Genomic DNA, 18,828 nt, shown 5'->3' with positions numbered 1-18,828 from the left:
CCGCCAAAGTCCCAAGACAGGCCTGTCGATCAACTCGATTTGCGGGCTGCGCGTTCCTTTTCGGCCTGCGCCTCGATCAGGATCTGGCCTTGCGCTTCGACCGCGGCGTCCAGCAGCCGGTCTGATGTCTCGACGGCGGCATCGGGCGTCAGCGATACGGCAACGCCGTCCGGCCCATCGACCAGAACCTGACCGTGTTCCGCGGTTACCGTCGAGGCTTCGTCGTGTAACTTGTTGTCCACATGCAATTCCTTCGATGAGACAACGAAGGCGCGCGCGAAACGGCCCGGACTTTGAAGGAACTTACACGCTTATCTAGTTGCGTCAGATCAACCCCTGCGCGCGCAGGCTGACATGGCCGCCGGTGCCCATCACGATATGGTCGTGGACGGTGATGCCGAGCCGTTTGCCTGCCTCGGCGATCGTCCGCGTGATGTCGATATCGGCGCGGCTGGGGGAGGGGTCGCCGCTCGGATGGTTGTGGACGAGGATGATCGATGCGGAGCCGAGGTCGATCGCGCGGCGGATGACTTCGCGGACGTACACCGCGGCTTGGTCGATCGACCCCTTGCTCATCACCTCGTCGCGGATCAGCATGTTCTTGGTGTTGAGGTGAAGGACACGGAAGCGCTCGATCGCGTGGTGCGCCATGTCCGCGCGGAGATAATCGAGCAGCGCCTGCCAGTTGGCGAGCACCGGGCGGTCGCTGACGTGCGACTGCAGCAGGCGGATCGCGGCGGCGTGCGCGATCTTGATCGCCGCGGTCGAGATTTCGCCCATGCCCTTCACCCGGCCGAGCGCCTCGGCATCCGCGGTCAGCACACCGCCGATCCCGCCGAACTCGCGCATCAGCGCCTTGGCGAGCGCCTTGGTGTCGCCGCGGGGGATGGCGATCGCGAGCAGGTATTCGATCAGTTCGTGGTCGAGCAGCGCATCGCTGCCGCCTTCGAACAGGCGTTTGCGGAGGCGGCCGCGATGGCCCTTCAGATCGTCCCCCCGGACGTCAGCGTCTTCGTCCGGTTCGGCCATTTTGCGATGCTAGCACATCCCTGGGCAATTGCATGACGCCCTCGCTCCCGCCTATGCAGGCCTTGAAAGCGTGGCGGAGTGAGTGGGTGACCGAGACGAGCGAGACGGGGGCCGACCCCGGGGCCCATCCTCGCCGTCCTGCGACCGCCCGCCGCGTTGCGCTGGGGATCGCGCTGCTCCTGATCGCCGCGCTGGCCGTGCTGTGGCTGGTGCGGAAGCCGATCGCCGAGGGGTTCATCGACCGCGAACTCGCTAGGGCCGGTGTGCCTGCGCGCTACGACATCGCCGACCTCGCACTGGGTGGCCAGCGACTGACCAACGTCGTGATCGGCGATCCGGCGCATCCCGATCTCGTGGCGGATTGGGTCGAGACGCGGACCGGTGTCGGGTTGTCGGGCCCGCATCTGGAGGGCGTGCGCGCGGGGAAGGTTCGGCTGCGCGGGCGGCTGGTGGACGGCAAGGTCTCGCTTGGCGCAATCGACAAACTGCTGCCGGCGCCGTCGGGAAAGCCGTTTGCGTTGCCCGCGCTAGACGTCTCGGTCGCGGATGGGCGGATGCGGCTGGAGACGCCGCAGGGGATCGTCGGGTTGAAGCTGGCAGGCTCCGGCAAGCTCGACGACGGGTTCCGCGGTACGTTGGCAGCGATCAGCGAGCGGCTCGATGTCGGCGGGTGCGTGATCGACCGGCTCGCGGCGACGGTGAAGCTACGGATCGACGTGGCGAAACCGACCGTCACGGGACCGGTGCGCGTATCGAGGCTAACCTGCGGCACGGCGCAGGCGGCGCGCATTGTGGCGGATCTGGACGTGGGCTTCTCCGCGGCGCTCGATCGCTGGCAGGGTAAGGCGACGCTCAAGACGGGCGCGGCAATGACGCCGGGCGCGACTTTGGCGAGTGTCGGGGGCACGATCGACTTCACCGGAACCGCGGCGGCGACTGGCGGCAGGGCGAACATCGCTGCCGACACGGTTCGCACCACCGAGGGCGGCGCGCGCCGGGTTGCGCTCGCCGGCACCTACCGGATCGGCCAGCAGATCGCGTTCGACGGGCGCGTCCAGGCGAGCGGCGCCGCAGTGGCGCAGAAGCGACTCGCGGGGCTGGCGGGCATGGGTGATGCGGGCGCCGGGACGCCCGTCGCGCCGTTGGCGAGCGCGGTGACACAGGCCGTCCAGAAGGCTGGCCATGGATTTGCCGCGGACGCCGACCTTCGCGTGCGGATCGACGGCGGGCGCGGCAAGGCCGTGCTGTCGCGTCTGGCGCTCGCCTCCGCCAGCGGTGCGCGCGTGGCGCTCGGTGGCGGGAGCGGGGTCGCGCTCGGCTGGCCGAATGGCGGCGTGCGGGTCGACACGGTTCTCGCGATGCACGGCGGCGGCTTGCCCGAAGCGCGCGTCTCGCTCGCGCAGGCGAAACCCGGCGCGGCGATCCGCGGTGTTGCCACTATCGCTCCTTATGCGGCGGGTGGCGCGCGACTGGCGCTGACTCCCGTCACCTTCAGCGCGACGCCGGGCGGGGCAACCTCGATCGCGACGCGCGTCACGCTCGGGGGACCGATCGGTGCGGGCGGTCCCGCCAACCGGGTCGATGGTCTGTCGATGCCGGTTGCGGCGCTTTGGGACGGTCGCGGGCGGCTGGTCGTCAACACCGGTTGCGTGCCTTTGGCAGTCCAGCGCTTTGCGATCTCCGGGCTTGTGCTCGATCCGTCGCGGCTGACCTTGTGCCCGATTGATGGCGCGCTGGTGCAGATCAACGGCGCGCGGGTCAGCGGCGGCGCAAAGATCGCCGCGGCCAAGCTGGGTGGGCGACTCGGCACTACCCCGATCACGCTCGCGACCGCGGGAGCGACCGTGCGGCTGGCGGATCGCGGCTTTGCGATCGACGGCGTGCAGACCCGGATCGGCGCGCCGGAACGTGTCACGCGACTCGATTTCGCTACCGTCACGGGCCGCATTACCGGGCAGGGCGTGACGGGCGCGTTCACGGGTGGCTCGGGACAGATTGCCAACGTGCCACTGCTGCTCGGCGAAGCCGCCGGCGACTGGACGCTCGTCAAAGGCGCGCTCAACCTCACCGGCGCGATGGGGGTATCCGATGCCGCGCCGACGCCGCGGTTCAAGCCGCTCGCCGCGCGCACCGTGACGCTCGCGTTGGTCAACGGCACGATCACCGCGGCCGGCACGCTGTTCGAGCCGACCACCAACACCAAGGTCGCCGACGTCACGCTGACCCACGCACTCGGCGCGGGGGCAGGCAAGGCGGACCTCGCCGTCCCCGCGATCGCGTTCGCCAAGGACAAGCTGCAACCCGACGCACTGACCCCACTGACCTTCGGTGTTATCGCCGACGTCAACGGATCGGTCAGCGGCGAGGGGCATATCGCCTGGAACCCTGACGGCGTGACGAGCAATGGCGTGTTGCGCACCGCCGGCACCGATCTCGCCGCCGCGTTCGGCCCGGTCACGGGAATCGCCACCGAGATCCGCTTCACCGACCTGCTCAACCTCCAGAGCGCGCCGGGGCAGGTCGCGACGATCCGCACGCTCAACCCCGGCATCCCGGTCACCGATGGCACGATCCGCTACCAGACGCTGCCCGGCGCGCGCGTGCAGGTCGAGGGTGGGTCGTGGCCGTTCGCGGGCGGATCGCTGACGCTCGACCCGACCTTGCTCGACTTCTCCGCGCCGAAGGAGCGGCGGATGACGTTCCACGTCGTCAACATGGCCGCCGACCAGTTCCTGCAGCAGTTCGATTTCAAGAATCTCGATGCGACGGGGATCTTCGACGGCGTGTTGCCGATGATCTTCGACGAAACGGGCGGCCGGATCGAAGGTGGCGATCTGCAGGTGCGCAAAGGCGGCGGCACGCTCGCCTATGTCGGCGATCTCAGCCAGAAGGATCTCGGCATGTGGGCGAACATCGCGTTCCAGGCGCTGAAGTCGTTGCGCTACCAGTCGTTGCGGGTCGGCATGAACGGGCCGCTCGCGGGCGAGATGGTCACCGACGTGCGCTTTGCCGGGATCAGCCAGGGTGAGGGGGCGAAGTCGAACTTCATCGTCCGCCGCCTGCAAAAGCTGCCGTTCGTGTTCAATATCCGGATCAAGGCGCCGTTCCGCGGGCTCCTCGATTCGGCGCAGAGCTTCTACGATCCGAAGCGGCTGATCCAGCGCAACCTGCCGGCGTTGCTGCAACAGCAGGCCGCGCCGCCGCCGCCCAACCCAACGCTCAAACTTCCAACCATTCAGCCTCCCGCAAGCAGGATCGTGCCATGACCGAAACAGGATTGAAGAAGCTGGAGCAAAGGCCGATCTTGCGTAGGATGACGAGGACGATCGCGATTATCGGGCTGACGGCGGCTCTGCCGGGCTGCATCAACGTGTCGGCGCCCGACAAGCCGATCGAGATCAACCTCAACATCAACGTCACGCAAGAAGTGGTCTATCGTCTCGACGGCGAGGCGAAATCGTTGATCCAGCAGAATCCGGGGATATTTTGATATGAAGAAGGTCATTGCCATGATTGCCGCAGCCGCGGTTCTCGGCGGCCTTTCGGTGGCGGCGTCGGCGCAGCGCGATCCGGCTTATGCCGCGGCGCGTGCCGGGGGCGAGGTTGGCGAGCAGCCCGACGGCTATCTCGGCCTCGTCGGTGCGGCGAGCGGCGATCTGCGTGCGCTGGTCAACAACATCAATATCCAGCGCAAGTCGGCGTATACCGCAAAGGCGCAGGCGAGCGGCGCGACGGTCGAGCAGCTTGCGTTCACGAGCGGCTGCAACCTGATCATGCAGACCAACCCCGGCGAGAAGTACAAGACGCCGAACGGTGTCTGGAAGACCCGTACCGCCGGCGCGCCCGAACGCGATTCGCGCTGCGTTTGAGCGACCTGGGTAAAGGCGCGATGCTTTCCTAGTTCGTCATCCTGGGCTCGACCCAGGATCCAGAGCCAAGCACGGTTCGCTTGTTGCTCTGGATCCTGACTTTCGTCAGGATGACGGCCGGGCATCAGTCGCCATCCTGCTACCTGACGCCAGTAACCCAACCCGGCATTGACGACGCCCGTGTCACACCGGTTGACTTGCACCCCCCCCTTTTCTAAACGGACCGCGCCTTGGCGGGATCGCTCGTCGCTGCTTGCTTCCTCCCCGATGCGAAATCAGGTGGAGGAACGTGCGTGGCGGAGATCGAACCCGGACAGGACCCCCAGGGTGTTGAAGATCCGCGACTTTCCGCGCTCGACGAGCGATTGCGAGAGGCGCAGCATCGGGAAACGCTCGCAAAGGGGCAGAAGGGGGCGGATGCCGAGCGGGGGTACTCGCAAGGCAATCGCGTCATTTCCGCCCTTATCGGGAGTCTCGTTGGCAGTGCGCTGATCGGGTGGTTGATAGACCATTGGTTCGGCACTGACCCTTGGGGGCTGATCGTGTTGCTGTTCCTTGGGATAGCGGTCGCGTTCAGGCAGATCATTCGAATTTCAGGCGAACGCCCGGAGTAACCGGGCGTTTGTCGTATCAAGACGGCAGGGATTCCACGTGGCGGCAGAACAGGGCGGCAAGATCGATCCGATGCACCAGTTCCTGATCGAGCCGGCGTTCGGCTCGCACTGGATCGTAGGTGGCTATGACCTGTCGTTCACCAACTCCGCATTGTGGATGGTGGTGACGCTGGTCGCGCTTTGGGCGTTCATGATCGGTGGCATGAAGCGCGAGCTCGTCCCCGGTCGCTGGCAGATGGCGGTCGAAGGCTTCACCGGCTTCATCTCCGGCATGCTCGAGCAGAATGTCGGCCCCGGCGGCAAGCGCTTCGTGCCCTATGTCTTCTCGCTGTTCATGTTCATCCTGTTCGCGAACATCATCGGGCTCCTGCCGTTCGGCATCGTCCCCGGCGTGCACCCGTTCACCGTGACCAGCCACATGACCGTCACCGGCGTGCTGGCGCTGATCAGCTTCGCGATCGTGTTGCTCGTCGGCTTCGGCAAGCACGGCTTCCACTTCTTCTCGCTGTTCGTGCCGAGCGGCACGCCCGCGCTGATGATCCCGCTGATCTTCGTGGTCGAGCTGATGTCGTTCCTGGTGCGTCCGTTCTCGCTCGGTCTGCGACTGTTCGTGGCGATGACCGCAGGGCATATCCTGCTCAAGGTGCTGGCCGCGTTCGTGATCAACGGCCTGAACCTCGGCGGGATGTACATCGGTCTGGTGACCGCGCCGAGCATGCTGCTGATGATCGGCATCACGCTGCTCGAGCTGCTGGTCGCCGCGATCCAGGCATACGTGTTCGCATTGCTGACGTCGGTCTATCTGAACGACGCCGTAAACCTGCACTAAGTTTTCCATTATCTAACTGATTTTCAAAGGGAATTTACCATGGACGCACAAGCAGCAAAGATGATCGGTGCCGGCCTCGCAGCGATCGGCATGGGCCTCGCCGCACTCGGCGTGGGCAACGTGTTCGCCCAGTTCCTCGCCGGCGCTCTGCGCAATCCGGGCGCAGCCGACAGCCAGCAGGGCCGTCTGTTCATCGGTTTCGCAGCAGCAGAGCTTCTCGGTCTGCTCGCCTTCGTCACGATGATCATCCTCGTGTTCGTCGCCTAACAACTCGCTGAATTGGCCGGGCGACCGCGCCCGGCCGTTTCACGAAGGACCGACATGCCCCAGATTTCCCAGATAGCCGCTACCTACGCCTCGCAGATCTTCTGGCTGCTCCTCACCTTCGGCATCCTGTATTTCGGGATCGGCAAGGGAATGGTGCCAAAGATCGTGTCCAACGTGGACTCGCGCGAAGGCAAGATCGCAGGCGATCTGGCGGCGGCAGTCGCTGCCCGTACGCAGGCCGATACGGTCCAGGCGAACTGGGAAGCCGAAATGGACGCTGCGCGCACCGCAGCGCAGGCCGAGACGGCGGCAGCCGCAAAGCGTGCTGCCAATGTTTTCGAGCAGCAGGTCCATGCGGCCGATGCCGAACTCGCCGAGCGTCTGGGTCATCACGATCTGGCGGTAGCGAACGCGAAGGCCGAGGCGCTCTCGAACTTGCAGGGCGTCGCCGCCGAAGCAGCACAGCAATTGGCCGCCAAGGTCGCCGGCCTCCAGGTCAGCCTGGACGCGGCGACCGACGCGGTACGCAGGACGACGGCGCATGGCTAATCCAGATTCGGCCGCAAAGGTCATCCACGGCGAGGGCATGGCGCCCGAGGGTGCGATCGACAACCAAGACCTCCAGGGTCACACGGCCGCGCCCGGCGGCGTCGAGCACGTCGCGGATCCGACCGCGCTCGGCCTGACGTCGACGGGCTGGGTTGCGGTGGCGATGATCGTCGTCATCCTGCTGATGATCTGGAAGAAGGTTCCAGGCATGATCGGCAAGATGCTCGACACGCGCATCGCCGGCATCCGCACGCAGCTCGACGAAGCCAAGGCGCTCCGTGCCGAAGCCGAAGCGATCCGCACCGAGTACGAGGCGAAGGCCAAGACCGCGCACGTCGAGGCAGAAGCGATGAAGGCCCACGCACACCACGAAGCCGCGGCGATCATCGCCAAGGCCAAGGCTGGTGCCGAAGACCTCATGACCCGCCGCGCGAAGATGGCCGAGGACAAGATCGCCGCCGCCGAACGCGCCGCGATCGCCGAAGTCCGCGCACGGGCTGCCGATGCCGCGGCCAAGGCCGCCGGCATCCTCATCGCCGAGCACCACGACGCCGCCGCCGACCGCATGATGGTCGACCGCTCGATCTCAGGTCTCAGCCGTCTGAACTAATCCTGCTCCTCTCCCCTCAGGGGAGAGGATGGGCCCCGCTGCAAAGCAGTGGGAAGGTGAGGGCACGTCCCTCCCGCGAATAATCATTATTGACGGCCGTCTCTTCCCGGGTTTCCGGCGGCCGAGTCTCCAATCTGAGCCCGTTGGAGAACACCTATGTCCTGGCTCATCCTCGCCGTCGCCGTCGTCACCGAAATCTGCTGGGCGCTCAGCCTGAAATGGGCGGCCACCGTCGCCACGTGGCAGGCCTCCAGCGTCCCGATCATCCTCAGCTTCGTCAACATGGGCCTGCTCGCGCTCGCCATGCGCGGCCTCCCCGCCGGCACCGCCTACGCGATCTGGACCGGTGCGGGCGCGATCGGCGTCATCATCGGCGGCGTGATCCTGTTCGGCGACAAGGTCAGCGGTATCCAGGCCTGCTTCATGGCCCTGACCGTCGTCGGTATCGTCGGCACCAAGGTCTTCGCCCAAACCTGATCGTCTGCCTTCGCCCGTAGGGCATTGAGGAGGGGCGTTCACGCGAAGGCGCAAAGGCGCGAAGAGAAGGCAGATTGGTTCGCGCAGAGGCGCAGAGAGCGCGGAGGTGCCGCGTTCCGGGTTGATGTTCGGGCTACAGCAAGGAGCACGAGCCTCCGGCGGTTTGAGCGCAAATGCTAACCCAATCGATTCTTCTCTCAGCGTCCTCTGCGCCTCTGCGCGAAAATCGATCTGCCTTCTCTTCGCGCCATTGCGCCATCGCGTGAACATCACTGCCTTCCGCTGGCATAACCCCCTCGCACTCCCTAGATTCCTAAGCGATGTCCTCCCCCAATTCCCCCGACCGGTTCAACGAAGACAAATCCACGTTCGCGGTCCGCGGTGGTGGTGAAGCTCCGGACCTTGCGGCCGGCGTAGCGGCGATCCGGAACGTGCTCGACACGCTCCCGATCCGCCCCGGCGTCTACCGCATGCAGGACGCGCGGGGCGACGTGCTCTACGTCGGCAAGGCGCGCGCGCTTCGGAACCGCGTCGCGAACTACGTCCAGGTCGAGCGGCTGACGAAGCGCCTCCAGCGGATGGTGTCGCAGACCCGGTCGATGACGATCGTCACGACCAACAACGAAGCCGAGGCGCTGCTGCTAGAATCGCAGCTCATCAAGCGGTACCGCCCCGCCTACAACGTGCTGCTGCGCGACGATAAAAGCTTCCCGTTCATCCTCCTCCGCGACGACCACGCCTTCCCGCGCGTCCAGAAACACCGCGGCGCGCGCCGGGCGAAGGGCAATTACTACGGCCCGTTCGCCAGCGCCGGGTCGGTCAACAACACGCTCAACGCGCTCCAGAAGTTGTTCCTCCTGCGCAGTTGCACCGACAGCTTCTTCAAGACCCGCGACCGGCCGTGCCTGCTCTATCAAATCAAGCGCTGCTCCGCGCCGTGCGTGGGCCGGATCGACGAGGCCGCGTACCGGGAGCTGACCGAGGATGCGAAGGCCTTCCTCGGCGGCAAATCGACCGGCGTGCAGGCGAAGCTCGGCGCGCAGATGCAGGCCGCCGCGCAGAACATGGACTTCGAACTCGCGGCGCTGCTCCGCGACCGTCTCCGCGCGCTCACCTTCATCCAGGGCACGCAGGCGATCAACGCGGAGGGCGTGGGCGACGCCGATATCTTCGCGATGGCGTGCAAGGACGGCCTGATCGGCATCCAGGCGTTCTTCATCCGCGGCGGCCAGAACTGGGGGCATCGCAGCTTCTTCCCGCAGCATACCAACGACGTCCCCGAGGACGAGGTGCTGACCAGCTTCCTCGGCCAGTTCTACGAGGAGGTCCCGCCGCCCAAGCAGATCCTGCTCGACCGCGAACTGACGGAAGGCGCGCTGCTGGCCGAAGCACTAGGCGAACGCGCCGGCTACAAGATCACGCTGCAAGTCCCGCAGCGCGGCGATCGCCGCCGCCTGATGGACCAGGCCAAGCGCAACGCGATCGAGGCGATCGAACGCCGCCAGGCCGAATCAACCACGCAGGCCAAGCTGCTGCGCGAGGTCGCCGATCTGTTCGACCTTGCCGAGCCACCCGAGCGCATCGAGATCTACGACAACAGCCACATTCAGGGCACCGCTGCGACCGGCGCGATGGTCGTCGCGGGGCCCGAGGGCTTCCGGAAGGGCCAGTATCGAAAGTTCAACATCAAGAACAAGGATACCGCGCCGGGCGACGATTTCGCGATGATGCGCGAGGTCTTCACCCGGCGGTTCTCGCGCGCCCAAGCCGAGGATCCCGATCGCGATTCGGGCGACTGGCCGGATCTGGTGCTGATCGACGGTGGCAAAGGACAGCTCAACACCGTGAAGGCCGCGCTCGAGGAGATCGGCGTCGAAGACGTGTGCCTCGTCGGCATCGCGAAGGGACCGGAACACGGCCGCGATGGCCGCGAGGTCTTCCACATGCTCGACGGTCGCGAGTTCCAGCTCCCCGTCAACGCGCCGGTGCTGTTCTACCTCCAGCGGCTGCGCGACGAGGTCCATCGGTTCGCGATCGGCGTCCACCGCGACAAGCGCAGCAAGGCGATCGGCGCCAGCCCGCTCGACGAAGTCCCCGGTATCGGCCCCGCGCGAAAGAAGGCGCTGCTGATGCACTTCGGCACCGGCCGTGCGGTCCGCAACGCCAGCCTCCAGGACCTCCAGCAGGCGCCTGGCGTCTCGGCCGGCGTCGCGCAACAGGTCTACGACTTCTACCATTCGCGCTGACCTTAGGTGAGGATCGGGATTTGCTCGACCGGGCTAAACCTAATCTTCATCACGAAGTGTTACAGGCTGCGGCAGTGACGACATCCGTTTTCCTCACCGTCGATACCGAGTTCGCCTGGCGGCATCACGCGGCGGGTCTGGATTGCGAGGCGATCTACGCGAAGTCGCTCGAACCCGCGGGGGTCGGGCTCGGCTATCAGCTCGCCGAGCTGGCCCGGCACGACCTGAAAGCCTGTTTCTTCGTCGACCCGATGCCCGCGATCACCTTCGGGATGGCGCCGGTACGCCGGATGATCGAGACGATTCTCGAGGCCGGGCAGGAGGTTCAGCTTCATATTCACCCCAACTGGACCGGCGCCAAGGCGGGCGATCGCGGGGCCGCGCATGCGCGCTTCGAACTGTTCGACTACAGCCTGACCGAACAGCTCGACCTGCTCGGTCAGGCGAGAGAGCTGCTGATCGAGGCCGGTGCGCCCAAGCCGATCGCCTTTCGCGCGGGCAGCTATGCCGCGAACGACGATACGCTGACCGCGTTGGCGATGCTCGGTTTCAGCTACGACAGCAGCCATAACGGGTCGGAAGCGCCGGGGACGAGCCGCATCTCGTTGGCGCCCGAACAGATCGCGCCGGTCGCATGGTGCATCGACGACACCGCGGGCGATGGCGAACGCTGTATCGTCGAGGTTCCGGTAACCGTGATCGAGGACGTCCGCGGGCGGGTGCGGACATTCCAGCTCTGTGCGCTGTCGGCAGGCGAGAGTTACGACGCGCTGGAGCATGCGGCGGTGGCGGGCCATTCGGCGGTGACCATCGTCAGCCACGGTTTCGAACTCGCCAACCGGAGCGGTACGCGGCCCAACGCGGTCCATGTCCGGCGTTTCCAGGCGCTGTGCGGCACCTTGTCGGAGATGCGCGAAGTGCTGCCGACCATGCACTTCGCCGATCGCCCGACTCTGGCGCTGGGGCGGGCCGACGTCCCGCTCGGTCCCGATGCGCTCCGCACGCGCTGGCGACAGGCGGAACAGCTCTGGTCGAACTGGGTCGAGGAGCGGCCGAGATCGATGCGTCGCGGATGACGACGCCGCGTATCGCGCTGAAGTTTCAGGTTGGTGCGCGGACTCTGGCGACGATCCCGCGACGGCTTGTGCGCGTGGCGTTTTCGCTCGATGCCGTGCTGGCGCCGGCGGCGACAGCGACAAGGCTGGTCCTGCCGCCGCTGCCCGACGATGCCGACGGATATATGGTGACATCGTTGCCCGAACCGATGCTTGCCGGTCTCGATCGCCGCGGCCTGCTCGCGTTCGTCCGGCAGCGATACGTGCGGTATCATGTCGATCTGGCAGCGGGCGAGGCGGCGTGGCTGGCGGGTCTTTCGGGGAGCGCGCGGTCGGGAATCAAGCGCAAGGCGAAGAAGCTGGCGGTGGCGAACGGCGGCGCACTCGATATCCGGCGGTATCACGATACGGGGGCGTTCGCGGACTTCCATCCGATCGCTCGCGCCGTTTCGGCGACGACGTATCAGGAAAAGCTGCTAGGATCGGGGCTGCCCGACGATGTGGCTTCGGTGCGCCATCTCGAGTCGCTTGCAGCACAGGACGGATTGCGTGCCTGGCTGCTGTTCATCGCCGGGGTTCCGGTTGCGTATCTTTGCTGCACGGCCCACGGCGAGTCGCTTTGCTATACCCATGTCGGGCATGACCCGGCGCATAACGACCTGTCGCCGGGGGCGGTTCTGCAGGTCGAGGCGATGTGCGAGCTGTTTGCGGACGGGCAGTTTGCGCGGTTCGACTTCACCGAGGGCGAAGGACAGCACAAGCGCCAATTCTCGACCGCGGGGACGGCGTGCGTAGATGTGCTGCTGCTGCGGCGGACGCTAGGAAATCGCGCGACGTTGGCGGCGTTGCGCGGGTTCGAAGCAACGATAGCCGCCGCCAAGCACGCCGCGACTTTTCCTGCATTGGCCAAGCTCGCAAAAAAGATCCGCCGCTGATCTCCCCCCTCCCTGGAAGGGAGGGGCTGGGGGTGGGTAGGCTTCCGCACAGTCTGACGCTGGGTGGCTGAAGCCGGCCGACCCACCCCCGACCCCTCCCTTCCAGGGAGGGGGGAAGAAGGTCTTTCGCTTCCTCTCCCTCTCCCGAGCGGAGAGGCGTATAGCCCGCCCCATGCACCTCCGCGCAGCCGCCATCGTCGTCGCCGTCCGCCAACACGGCGAGCATGGCGCGATCGTGCGTGCTCTGACCCGTAACGACGGTGTCCAGCCCGGCTACGTCCGCGGCGGGCGGTCGCGAGCGATGCGGCCGGTGCTGCTCCAGGCGAACGTCATCCAGGGCGAGTGGCGCGCACGCACCGGCGAGCAACTCGCCTCGCTGACCGCCGAACTGATCCACAGTCGCGCGCAGATGCACGGCGAGCCGCTTGCGGCAGGCGCGCTCGAATGGGCCACCGCGCTTACCGCCGCCGCGCTGCCCGAAGCGCAGCCCTATCCGCACATCCACGATGCGCTGGAGGGTGTGCTCGGCGCGATCGAGGCGGCGCCATCGGCACGCGGTTGGGCGGCGGCGCTGGTGCGGTACGAATTGCTGCTGCTCGCCGAACTCGGTTTCGGCCTTGATCTGGATCGCTGCGTTGCCAGCGGCACCGAGGACGATCTCGGCTTCGTCAGCCCCAAAAGCGGCGCGGCGGTCTCGCGCGCGGCAGCGTTCGGCTATGAGGCCAAGCTGCTGAGATTGCCGCCCTTCGTCAAGGCCGGCGGCGAAGCCGACTGGCCCGACATCTTCGACGGGCTGCGGCTGACGGGTCATTTCCTCGCGCGCGACATCCTCGTCGACCGTCGCGCCGACCCGTTGGCGGCGCGCGACCGGCTGGTCGATCGGCTCAAAAGGGCGGTTGCGTGAGCGCGCCTCGCCCGGCAAGGCCCGCGCAGGAGGAACGCACATGCCCTTGATCGCGATACTGGCCGGCGACGGCATCGGACCCGAAGTCACCGCGGAAGCGCGGCGGGTGCTCGATACGCTCGGTCTCGACCTCACCTACGAAGAAGGCCTCGTCGGCGGCGCCGCGTACAAGGCCGCGGGTCATCCGCTGCCGCCCGAGACGCTCGACCTCGCCCGTCGCGCCGATGCCATCCTGTTCGGTGCGGTCGGCGATCCCGACTGCGATGCGCTCGAACGCCAGTTTCGCCCCGAGCAGGCCATTCTCGGCCTGCGCAAGGAACTGGGCCTGTTTGCCAATTTGCGCCCTGCGAAACTGTTCGCGGGCCTTGAGGACGCCTCCGCGCTCCGCCCCGAGATCGCCCGGTCGATCGACATGGTGATCGTCCGCGAGCTGACCGGCGACGTGTATTTTGGCGCCAAGGGCATCCGCACGACGGCCGAGGGCCTGCGCGAAGGCCATGACGAGATGCGCTACGACGAGACCGAGATCGTGCGCATCGCCCGCGTCGGCTTCGAGACCGCGCGCACCCGTAAGGGCAAGCTGCTTTCGGTCGACAAGGCCAACGTGCTGGAGACCTCGCAGCTCTGGCGCGATGTCGTCATCGAGGTCTCGGCCGATTATCCCGACGTCGCGCTCAGCCACATGTACGTCGACAACGCGGCGATGCAGCTGGTGCGCAACCCCGGGCAGTTCGACGTGATCGTCACCGGCAATCTGTTCGGCGACATCCTCTCGGACGAGGCATCGATGTGCGCGGGCTCGATCGGCATGCTGCCGTCCGCCGCGCTCAACGACTCCAACAAGGGCATGTACGAGCCGATCCACGGCAGTGCGCCCGACATCGCAGGGCAGGGCAAGGCCAATCCGTGCGCGGCGATCCTGTCCGCCGCGATGATGCTGCGCCACTCGCTCGACCTGCCCGAAGCCGCCGACCGGATCGAGGCTGCCGTCGCGGCGGCGATCCTCGGCGGCGCCCGCACGCCAGATCTCGGTGGCACGCTGTCGACCTCTGCGATGGGCGACGCCGTTCTCGCCGAACTCGGCTGACCCGGTGATCGCCGACCTTCTCGAACTTGCGATCGTCATCCCGACGTTCAACGAGAAGGCCAACGTTCCGACGTTGATCGCCAAGCTCGACCAGGCGCTGGCCGGGCGCAACTGGGAGGCGATCTTCGTCGACGACGACAGTCCCGACGGTACCGCCGATGCCGCGCGCGAGATCGCCCGGCTCGACAAGCGGGTCCGCGTGATCCAGCGGATCGGCCGGCGTGGGCTGTCGTCGGCGTGCATCGAGGGGATGTGCGCCACAGCCGCCCCGATCGTCGCGGTGATCGACGGCGATCTCCAGCACGACGAGACGTTGCTGCCGAAGATGCTCGATCTGCTCAAGGACGGCGAGACCGACGTGGCGATCGGCTCGCGCTTCGTCAGCGGTGGCTGCACCGGGGAGTGGGACAGCGACCGTGTCGCCAAGTCGGCGCTCGCCACCAAGCTGTCGCGCCGCGTGCTGAAGTGCGACCTCAACGATCCGATGAGCGGCTTCTTCATGATCCGCACCGACATTGTCCGCCGCCTCGCGCCCTCGCTGTCGGCGATCGGCTTCAAGATCCTGCTCGACCTGCTCACCGCGTCGCCGACGCCGCTGCGCTTCGTCGAGGTGCCCTATACCTTCCGCTGTCGTACCGAGGGCGAGAGCAAGCTCGATCACGTCGTCGCGATGGAATATCTGATCGCGATCTACGATCGGATGTTCGGGCGCGTCGTGCCAGTGCGGTTCGCGATGTTCTCGGCGATCGGCGTGTTCGGCGTCGGCATCCACATGGCGGTGCTGACCGCGTTGTTCGTCGGGTTCGGTGCGAATTTCCTGGTCGGCGAGATCGTCGCGACCTTGGCCGCGCTGACCTTCAACTTCTTCCTCAACAACGCGCTGACCTATCGCGACCGACGTCTGAAAGGCTGGCGGCAACTCGTCGACGGCTGGGTGTCGTTCGCGGTGATCTGCTCGGTCGGTGCGGTCGCCAACGTCGGCATCGCCGCGTTCCTGTACGAGATGCGCGACGGGGCGTGGGCCGCCTCCGCGCTGATCGGCGTGCTGGTCGGTGCGGTGTGGAACTACGCGCTGTCCTCGAAATTCACCTGGGGGCGGTACTGAACCTTCTCACCCCCCTCCCTGGAAGGGAGGGGCTGGGGGTGGGTAGGCCAGCTTTGGTCGCGACCGTTCCACGATCCGGAACCCGACCCACCCCCAACCCCTCCCTTCCAGGGAGGGGAGAATGACGCCCCCCGTAACAGGGGCACACACCCGCAAGGCTTGTCCCGGGCTTGTCATCGCGGCTCCCCCCCGGCAAAGCGGCGCGCATGAAGCGCAAGACCGGCCAGGATCGTTCGATCACTCAAAATTGGCGTCCCGCGACGCGCGCCATCCGCGGCGGCACCGCCCGCAGCGAATATGGCGAGACGTCGGAGGCGTTGTTCCTTACCTCGGGCTATTGCTACGACAAGGCAGGCGATGCCGCGGCGCGCTTTGCCGGCGAGCAGGAGGGGATGACCTATTCCCGCCTCCAGAACCCGACCGTGCAGATGCTCGAGGAGCGGATCGCGCTGCTGGAGGGCGCCGAGGCATGCCGGACGATGGCGACCGGCATGGCGGCGATGACCGCGTCGCTGCTGTGCCAGCTCCAGACCGGCGATCACCTCGTCGGCGGCCGCGCGGCGTTCGGCTCGTGCCGCTGGCTCACCGACACGCTGTTGCCGAAGTTCGGGATCGCCACGACGATCGTCGATGCGCGCGATCCGCAGGCGTTCCTCGACGCGGTCCGGCCCGAAACGAAGGTATTCTTCTTCGAGACGCCCGCCAACCCGACGATGGACATCGCCGACCTGAAGGCGATCTGCGACATCGCGCGCGAGCGCGGCATCACGACCGTGGTCGACAATGCGTTCGCGACACCGGCGCTCCAGCGGCCGATGGAGTTCGGCGCGGACGTCACCGCCTATAGCGCGACCAAGATGATGGACGGGCAGGGCCGCGTGCTCGCCGGTGCCGTCTGCGGAACCGAAGATTTCATCACCAACACGCTGTTGCCGTTCACGCGCAACACCGGCCCGACGCTATCGCCGTTCAACGCGTGGGTGGTGCTCAAGGGCCTCGAGACGCTCGACCTGCGCATCCACCGCCAGTCCGAGAACGCGATGAAGGTCGGCGAATTCCTCGAAGGCCGCGTCCCCCGCGTGCTGCATCCCTTCCTGCCGAGCCATCCGCAGCACGAACTGGCCAAGCGCCAGATGGACGCATGCGGGCCGATCTTCGCGTTCGAGGTCGAGGGTCGCGAACAGGCACACGCATTGCTCGACGCGCTGGAACTGGTCGATATCTCGAACAACATCGGCGACTCGCGCTCGCTGATGACGCACCCCGCCTCGACCACGCACGCGAGCGTCTCGCCCGACAAGCAGATCGAGATGGGCGTGACCGAGGGACTGTTGCGGATCAACGTCGGGCTCGAGGATGCGCAGGACGTGATCGACGACCTCGACCAGGCGCTGCGCCAGGCGGGCCTGTGAAGGCGCTGTTCCCCAACGCGGCGACGACCGATGGGGTGACGGTGCGCGTGTCGGTCAGCTATCTGCCCGAACAGTCCGAGCCGGAGCGGGGCCGCTGGTTCTGGGCGTACCATATCCGCCTCGAAAACGAGGGCACCGAGACCGTCCAGTTGCTCACCCGACACTGGGTGATCACCGACGGCCGCGGCGCGCGTCACTCGGTCGAGGGTGAAGGCGTGGTCGGCGAACAGCCGGTGATCGAACCCGGCGCGAGCTTCGATTACGTCTCGGGCTGCCCGCTCGCGACACCGTCGGGTGCGATGCAGGGAAGCTACCAGATGGTCCGCGAAGACGGCGCCGTGTTCGCGGTCGAGATCCCCCGCTTCTCGCTGTTCGCCCCCGCGGTGCTGAATTGAAGCGCACGCATCTCCCGCTCAATGGCCTGCGCGTGCTCGATGCGGCGGCGCGGCATCTGTCGTTCACGCGGGCTGCGGACGAGTTGGCGGTGACGCCGGCCGCGGTCGGCCAGCAGATCCGCGCGCTGGAGGATACGCTCGGCGTCGTCCTGTTCCGCCGCACCACGCGCGGGCTCGAACTGACGCCTGAGGCGGAAGCGGGTCTAGGCGCGCTCCGCGGCGGGTTCCTCCAGTTCGAGGAAGCTGTCCGCGCGATGCAGGCCGGGCAGTCGTCGAAATCGCTGACGATCGCAGCGCCGCGCGACCTGACCGAGAAGTGGCTGATGCCTCGGCTCGCACAAATCGCCGAGGCGGATCCCGAACTGCGCTTCGTGCTGATCACCGCCGACGAGAATGTCGACTTCACCGAAGCCAATCTCGACCTCGCGATCCGCTGGGGCGATGGTCCTGGCGAGCATGAGGGCGAGGCGCTCGAATCCGAAGGCATGGTGACGATCGCCAAGCCCGGCACCGATAGCGAAGCCGCGATCGCATGGTCGGGAGAAGATGGCGTTGCGCTGGTCCGCGTCACCGATGCCGGGCTCGCGATCGATGCGGCGGCGGCGGGTCTTGGTCGCGCAACCGTTCCCGAATTGCTCGCCCGTCGCGATCTGGCACAGGCCCGCGTCCGGCTAATCGGCGAGTCGCAGCCTTCGAAGGGGGGATACTGGCTCGTCGCCCCGCTCCCGCAGTGGCGCCAGAAGAAAGTCCGCGCGCTCGTGGATGCCCTGACCGCGTGAGGCAACCCGGACGCAGACCGCGGCGCGCCGGCGTATCGCCGGTGTTGAAGACGAGACGGCTACGACTGCGTCCGCTGGTCGAAGGCGACGCGACCGCGTTGCACCCGATGCTCGCCGACGCGGAGTTGATGGCGTATTCCGCCGATGGCCCCCTGGGTTCGGTCGACGACGTCCGTACCTACCTCGCCGAGGAGGCAGCGCCGGGCAACCAGCGCACTTGGGCAATCACCCGCACCGGCGACGACCGCGCGATCGGCTGGGTCTCGGGCAGCGAAGCCGATGGGGCAGGGGTTACGGAGATCGGCTTCATCCTCGCGCGCGAGGCGTGGGGGCGAGGGATCGCGCGTGAGGCTGTGTCGGCAGTGATCGATCGCCTGTTCGCCGAAGGCCGGAGCCGCGTGTTCGCCGACGCGGATACCGAGAATACTGCGTCGATCACGTTGCTGGAACGTCTCGGTTTCCGACGTGAGCGCTTGCTGCGCGACGAATGGGAAACACATCTGGGGTTGCGCGACAGCCTGATCTACGGGCTCTGCGCCGACAGCTGGCAGGCGGCCGGGCGGGCCTGAGTCACCGCCGCCATCCCCACTGATAACACCACCCCCGGCGAAGGCCGGGGCCCAATTGGAAAGGTGGAAATAACGAGGCGCTACCCGCCGTTAGCAA

At 66.8% G+C, this 18,828-nt stretch carries 21 protein-coding genes; 19 read left to right on the top strand and 2 right to left on the bottom strand.

Features of this window, described 5'->3' with window-relative positions:
* Nucleotides 1-29: 29 nt before the first annotated feature.
* Both ASF09_RS16295 and radC read right to left on the bottom strand, forming a co-directional pair.
* A complete protein-coding gene (locus ASF09_RS16295; protein ID WP_056055396.1) occupies nucleotides 30-242 on the bottom strand; it encodes a hypothetical protein in 213 nt (70 codons plus the stop codon).
* Between the two features lie 82 nt (nucleotides 243-324).
* Entirely contained in the window at nucleotides 325-1,029 is a 705-nt protein-coding gene (radC, locus tag ASF09_RS16290) for a RadC family protein (RefSeq protein WP_056065124.1), read from the bottom strand.
* Between the two features lie 86 nt (nucleotides 1,030-1,115).
* Between radC and ASF09_RS16285 the strand changes: the two genes are divergently transcribed.
* The 19 genes from ASF09_RS16285 to ASF09_RS16195 all read left to right on the top strand — a co-directional run bounded on the left by ASF09_RS16285 (nucleotide 1,116) and on the right by ASF09_RS16195 (nucleotide 18,731).
* Nucleotides 1,116-4,295, top strand: coding sequence for a YdbH domain-containing protein (locus ASF09_RS16285; RefSeq protein ID WP_235529862.1), 3,180 nt, complete (start codon nucleotides 1,116-1,118; stop codon nucleotides 4,293-4,295).
* A 47-nt stretch (nucleotides 4,296-4,342) separates the two neighbouring features.
* Nucleotides 4,343-4,519 carry a YnbE family lipoprotein gene (locus ASF09_RS16280; RefSeq protein WP_082444354.1) on the top strand — a complete coding sequence of 59 codons (177 nt, stop codon included), beginning with the start codon at nucleotides 4,343-4,345 and terminating at the stop codon, nucleotides 4,517-4,519.
* A gap of 1 nt (nucleotide 4,520) precedes the next feature.
* A complete protein-coding gene (locus tag ASF09_RS16275) occupies nucleotides 4,521-4,898 on the top strand; it encodes a YdbL family protein (RefSeq protein ID WP_060527167.1) in 378 nt (125 codons plus the stop codon).
* A 293-nt stretch (nucleotides 4,899-5,191) separates the two neighbouring features.
* The gene (locus ASF09_RS16270) at nucleotides 5,192-5,512 is read left to right on the top strand and encodes an AtpZ/AtpI family protein (RefSeq protein WP_060527166.1); all 321 of its coding nucleotides are present in this window, start codon (nucleotides 5,192-5,194) and stop codon (nucleotides 5,510-5,512) included.
* A 70-nt stretch (nucleotides 5,513-5,582) separates the two neighbouring features.
* Entirely contained in the window at nucleotides 5,583-6,341 is a 759-nt protein-coding gene (locus tag ASF09_RS16265) for a F0F1 ATP synthase subunit A (RefSeq protein WP_060527334.1), read from the top strand.
* A 39-nt stretch (nucleotides 6,342-6,380) separates the two neighbouring features.
* On the top strand, nucleotides 6,381-6,608 hold the full coding sequence (locus ASF09_RS16260) for a F0F1 ATP synthase subunit C (RefSeq protein ID WP_055873230.1): 228 nt from the start codon (nucleotides 6,381-6,383) through the stop codon (nucleotides 6,606-6,608).
* Between the two features lie 54 nt (nucleotides 6,609-6,662).
* Nucleotides 6,663-7,157 carry a F0F1 ATP synthase subunit B family protein gene (locus tag ASF09_RS16255; protein WP_060527165.1) on the top strand — a complete coding sequence of 165 codons (495 nt, stop codon included), beginning with the start codon at nucleotides 6,663-6,665 and terminating at the stop codon, nucleotides 7,155-7,157.
* Between the two features lie 37 nt (nucleotides 7,158-7,194).
* Complete coding sequence (locus ASF09_RS16250) at nucleotides 7,195-7,767, top strand: F0F1 ATP synthase subunit B family protein (RefSeq protein ID WP_060527164.1); 573 nt, start codon at nucleotides 7,195-7,197, stop codon at nucleotides 7,765-7,767.
* Nucleotides 7,768-7,923: 156 nt separating this feature from the next.
* Nucleotides 7,924-8,244 carry a DMT family transporter gene (locus ASF09_RS16245; RefSeq protein ID WP_056488555.1) on the top strand — a complete coding sequence of 107 codons (321 nt, stop codon included), beginning with the start codon at nucleotides 7,924-7,926 and terminating at the stop codon, nucleotides 8,242-8,244.
* A gap of 320 nt (nucleotides 8,245-8,564) precedes the next feature.
* Complete coding sequence (gene uvrC, locus ASF09_RS16240) at nucleotides 8,565-10,490, top strand: excinuclease ABC subunit UvrC (RefSeq protein ID WP_060527163.1); 1,926 nt, start codon at nucleotides 8,565-8,567, stop codon at nucleotides 10,488-10,490.
* A 74-nt stretch (nucleotides 10,491-10,564) separates the two neighbouring features.
* Nucleotides 10,565-11,566 carry a hypothetical protein gene (locus tag ASF09_RS16235; RefSeq protein WP_060527162.1) on the top strand — a complete coding sequence of 334 codons (1,002 nt, stop codon included), beginning with the start codon at nucleotides 10,565-10,567 and terminating at the stop codon, nucleotides 11,564-11,566.
* Nucleotides 11,563-12,480, top strand: a complete 918-nt coding sequence (locus ASF09_RS16230) for a GNAT family N-acetyltransferase (RefSeq protein WP_082444352.1) — start codon at nucleotides 11,563-11,565, stop codon at nucleotides 12,478-12,480. Before ASF09_RS16235 ends, ASF09_RS16230 begins: the two co-directional genes overlap by 4 nt.
* Before the next feature lie 172 nt (nucleotides 12,481-12,652).
* Nucleotides 12,653-13,384 carry a DNA repair protein RecO gene (gene recO / locus ASF09_RS16225; protein WP_060527161.1) on the top strand — a complete coding sequence of 244 codons (732 nt, stop codon included), beginning with the start codon at nucleotides 12,653-12,655 and terminating at the stop codon, nucleotides 13,382-13,384.
* Between the two features lie 40 nt (nucleotides 13,385-13,424).
* Entirely contained in the window at nucleotides 13,425-14,471 is a 1,047-nt protein-coding gene (gene leuB, locus ASF09_RS16220; protein ID WP_060527160.1) for a 3-isopropylmalate dehydrogenase, read from the top strand.
* 7 nt (nucleotides 14,472-14,478) lie between these two features.
* Nucleotides 14,479-15,576 carry a glycosyltransferase family 2 protein gene (locus ASF09_RS16215; protein WP_060527332.1) on the top strand — a complete coding sequence of 366 codons (1,098 nt, stop codon included), beginning with the start codon at nucleotides 14,479-14,481 and terminating at the stop codon, nucleotides 15,574-15,576.
* A gap of 206 nt (nucleotides 15,577-15,782) precedes the next feature.
* Nucleotides 15,783-16,988 (top strand): trans-sulfuration enzyme family protein, encoded by a 1,206-nt coding sequence (locus tag ASF09_RS16210; RefSeq protein ID WP_060527159.1) that lies wholly within the window; start codon nucleotides 15,783-15,785, stop codon nucleotides 16,986-16,988.
* Nucleotides 16,985-17,383 carry a Co2+/Mg2+ efflux protein ApaG gene (gene apaG, locus ASF09_RS16205; RefSeq protein ID WP_056488567.1) on the top strand — a complete coding sequence of 133 codons (399 nt, stop codon included), beginning with the start codon at nucleotides 16,985-16,987 and terminating at the stop codon, nucleotides 17,381-17,383. The genes ASF09_RS16210 and apaG overlap by 4 nt, the downstream gene beginning before the upstream one ends.
* Nucleotides 17,380-18,162 carry a LysR family transcriptional regulator gene (locus ASF09_RS16200; protein ID WP_056055436.1) on the top strand — a complete coding sequence of 261 codons (783 nt, stop codon included), beginning with the start codon at nucleotides 17,380-17,382 and terminating at the stop codon, nucleotides 18,160-18,162. Before apaG ends, ASF09_RS16200 begins: the two co-directional genes overlap by 4 nt.
* A 41-nt stretch (nucleotides 18,163-18,203) precedes the next feature.
* The gene (locus tag ASF09_RS16195; protein ID WP_235529861.1) at nucleotides 18,204-18,731 is read left to right on the top strand and encodes a GNAT family N-acetyltransferase; all 528 of its coding nucleotides are present in this window, start codon (nucleotides 18,204-18,206) and stop codon (nucleotides 18,729-18,731) included.
* Nucleotides 18,732-18,828: the final 97 nt, after the last annotated feature.

It is taken from the genome of Sphingomonas sp. Leaf242 (assembly GCF_001422045.1).
In the GTDB taxonomy this organism is placed as follows: domain Bacteria; phylum Pseudomonadota; class Alphaproteobacteria; order Sphingomonadales; family Sphingomonadaceae; genus Sphingomonas.
Note: the sequence above shows the minus strand (reverse complement) of the source record. Positions and strands in the feature narration are given on the sequence as shown.

Excerpts from the sequence above, each read along its gene's own strand:
- ASF09_RS16210 (WP_060527159.1), top strand. The coding sequence starts at position 15,783 with ATGAAGCGCAAGACCGGCCAGGATCGTTCGATCACTCAAAATTGGCGT.
- leuB (WP_060527160.1), top strand. The coding sequence starts at position 13,425 with ATGCCCTTGATCGCGATACTGGCCGGCGACGGCATCGGACCCGAAGTC.
- ASF09_RS16255 (WP_060527165.1), top strand. The coding sequence starts at position 6,663 with ATGCCCCAGATTTCCCAGATAGCCGCTACCTACGCCTCGCAGATCTTC.
- radC (WP_056065124.1), bottom strand. The coding sequence starts at position 1,029 with ATGGCCGAACCGGACGAAGACGCTGACGTCCGGGGGGACGATCTGAAG.
- ASF09_RS16265 (WP_060527334.1), top strand. The coding sequence starts at position 5,583 with ATGCACCAGTTCCTGATCGAGCCGGCGTTCGGCTCGCACTGGATCGTA.
- ASF09_RS16260 (WP_055873230.1), top strand. The coding sequence starts at position 6,381 with ATGGACGCACAAGCAGCAAAGATGATCGGTGCCGGCCTCGCAGCGATC.
- recO (WP_060527161.1), top strand. The coding sequence starts at position 12,653 with ATGCACCTCCGCGCAGCCGCCATCGTCGTCGCCGTCCGCCAACACGGC.
- ASF09_RS16230 (WP_082444352.1), top strand. The coding sequence starts at position 11,563 with ATGACGACGCCGCGTATCGCGCTGAAGTTTCAGGTTGGTGCGCGGACT.
- ASF09_RS16250 (WP_060527164.1), top strand. The coding sequence starts at position 7,195 with ATGGCGCCCGAGGGTGCGATCGACAACCAAGACCTCCAGGGTCACACG.
- ASF09_RS16275 (WP_060527167.1), top strand. The coding sequence starts at position 4,521 with ATGAAGAAGGTCATTGCCATGATTGCCGCAGCCGCGGTTCTCGGCGGC.
- uvrC (WP_060527163.1), top strand. The coding sequence starts at position 8,565 with ATGTCCTCCCCCAATTCCCCCGACCGGTTCAACGAAGACAAATCCACG.
- ASF09_RS16245 (WP_056488555.1), top strand. The coding sequence starts at position 7,924 with ATGTCCTGGCTCATCCTCGCCGTCGCCGTCGTCACCGAAATCTGCTGG.
- ASF09_RS16280 (WP_082444354.1), top strand. The coding sequence starts at position 4,343 with ATGACGAGGACGATCGCGATTATCGGGCTGACGGCGGCTCTGCCGGGC.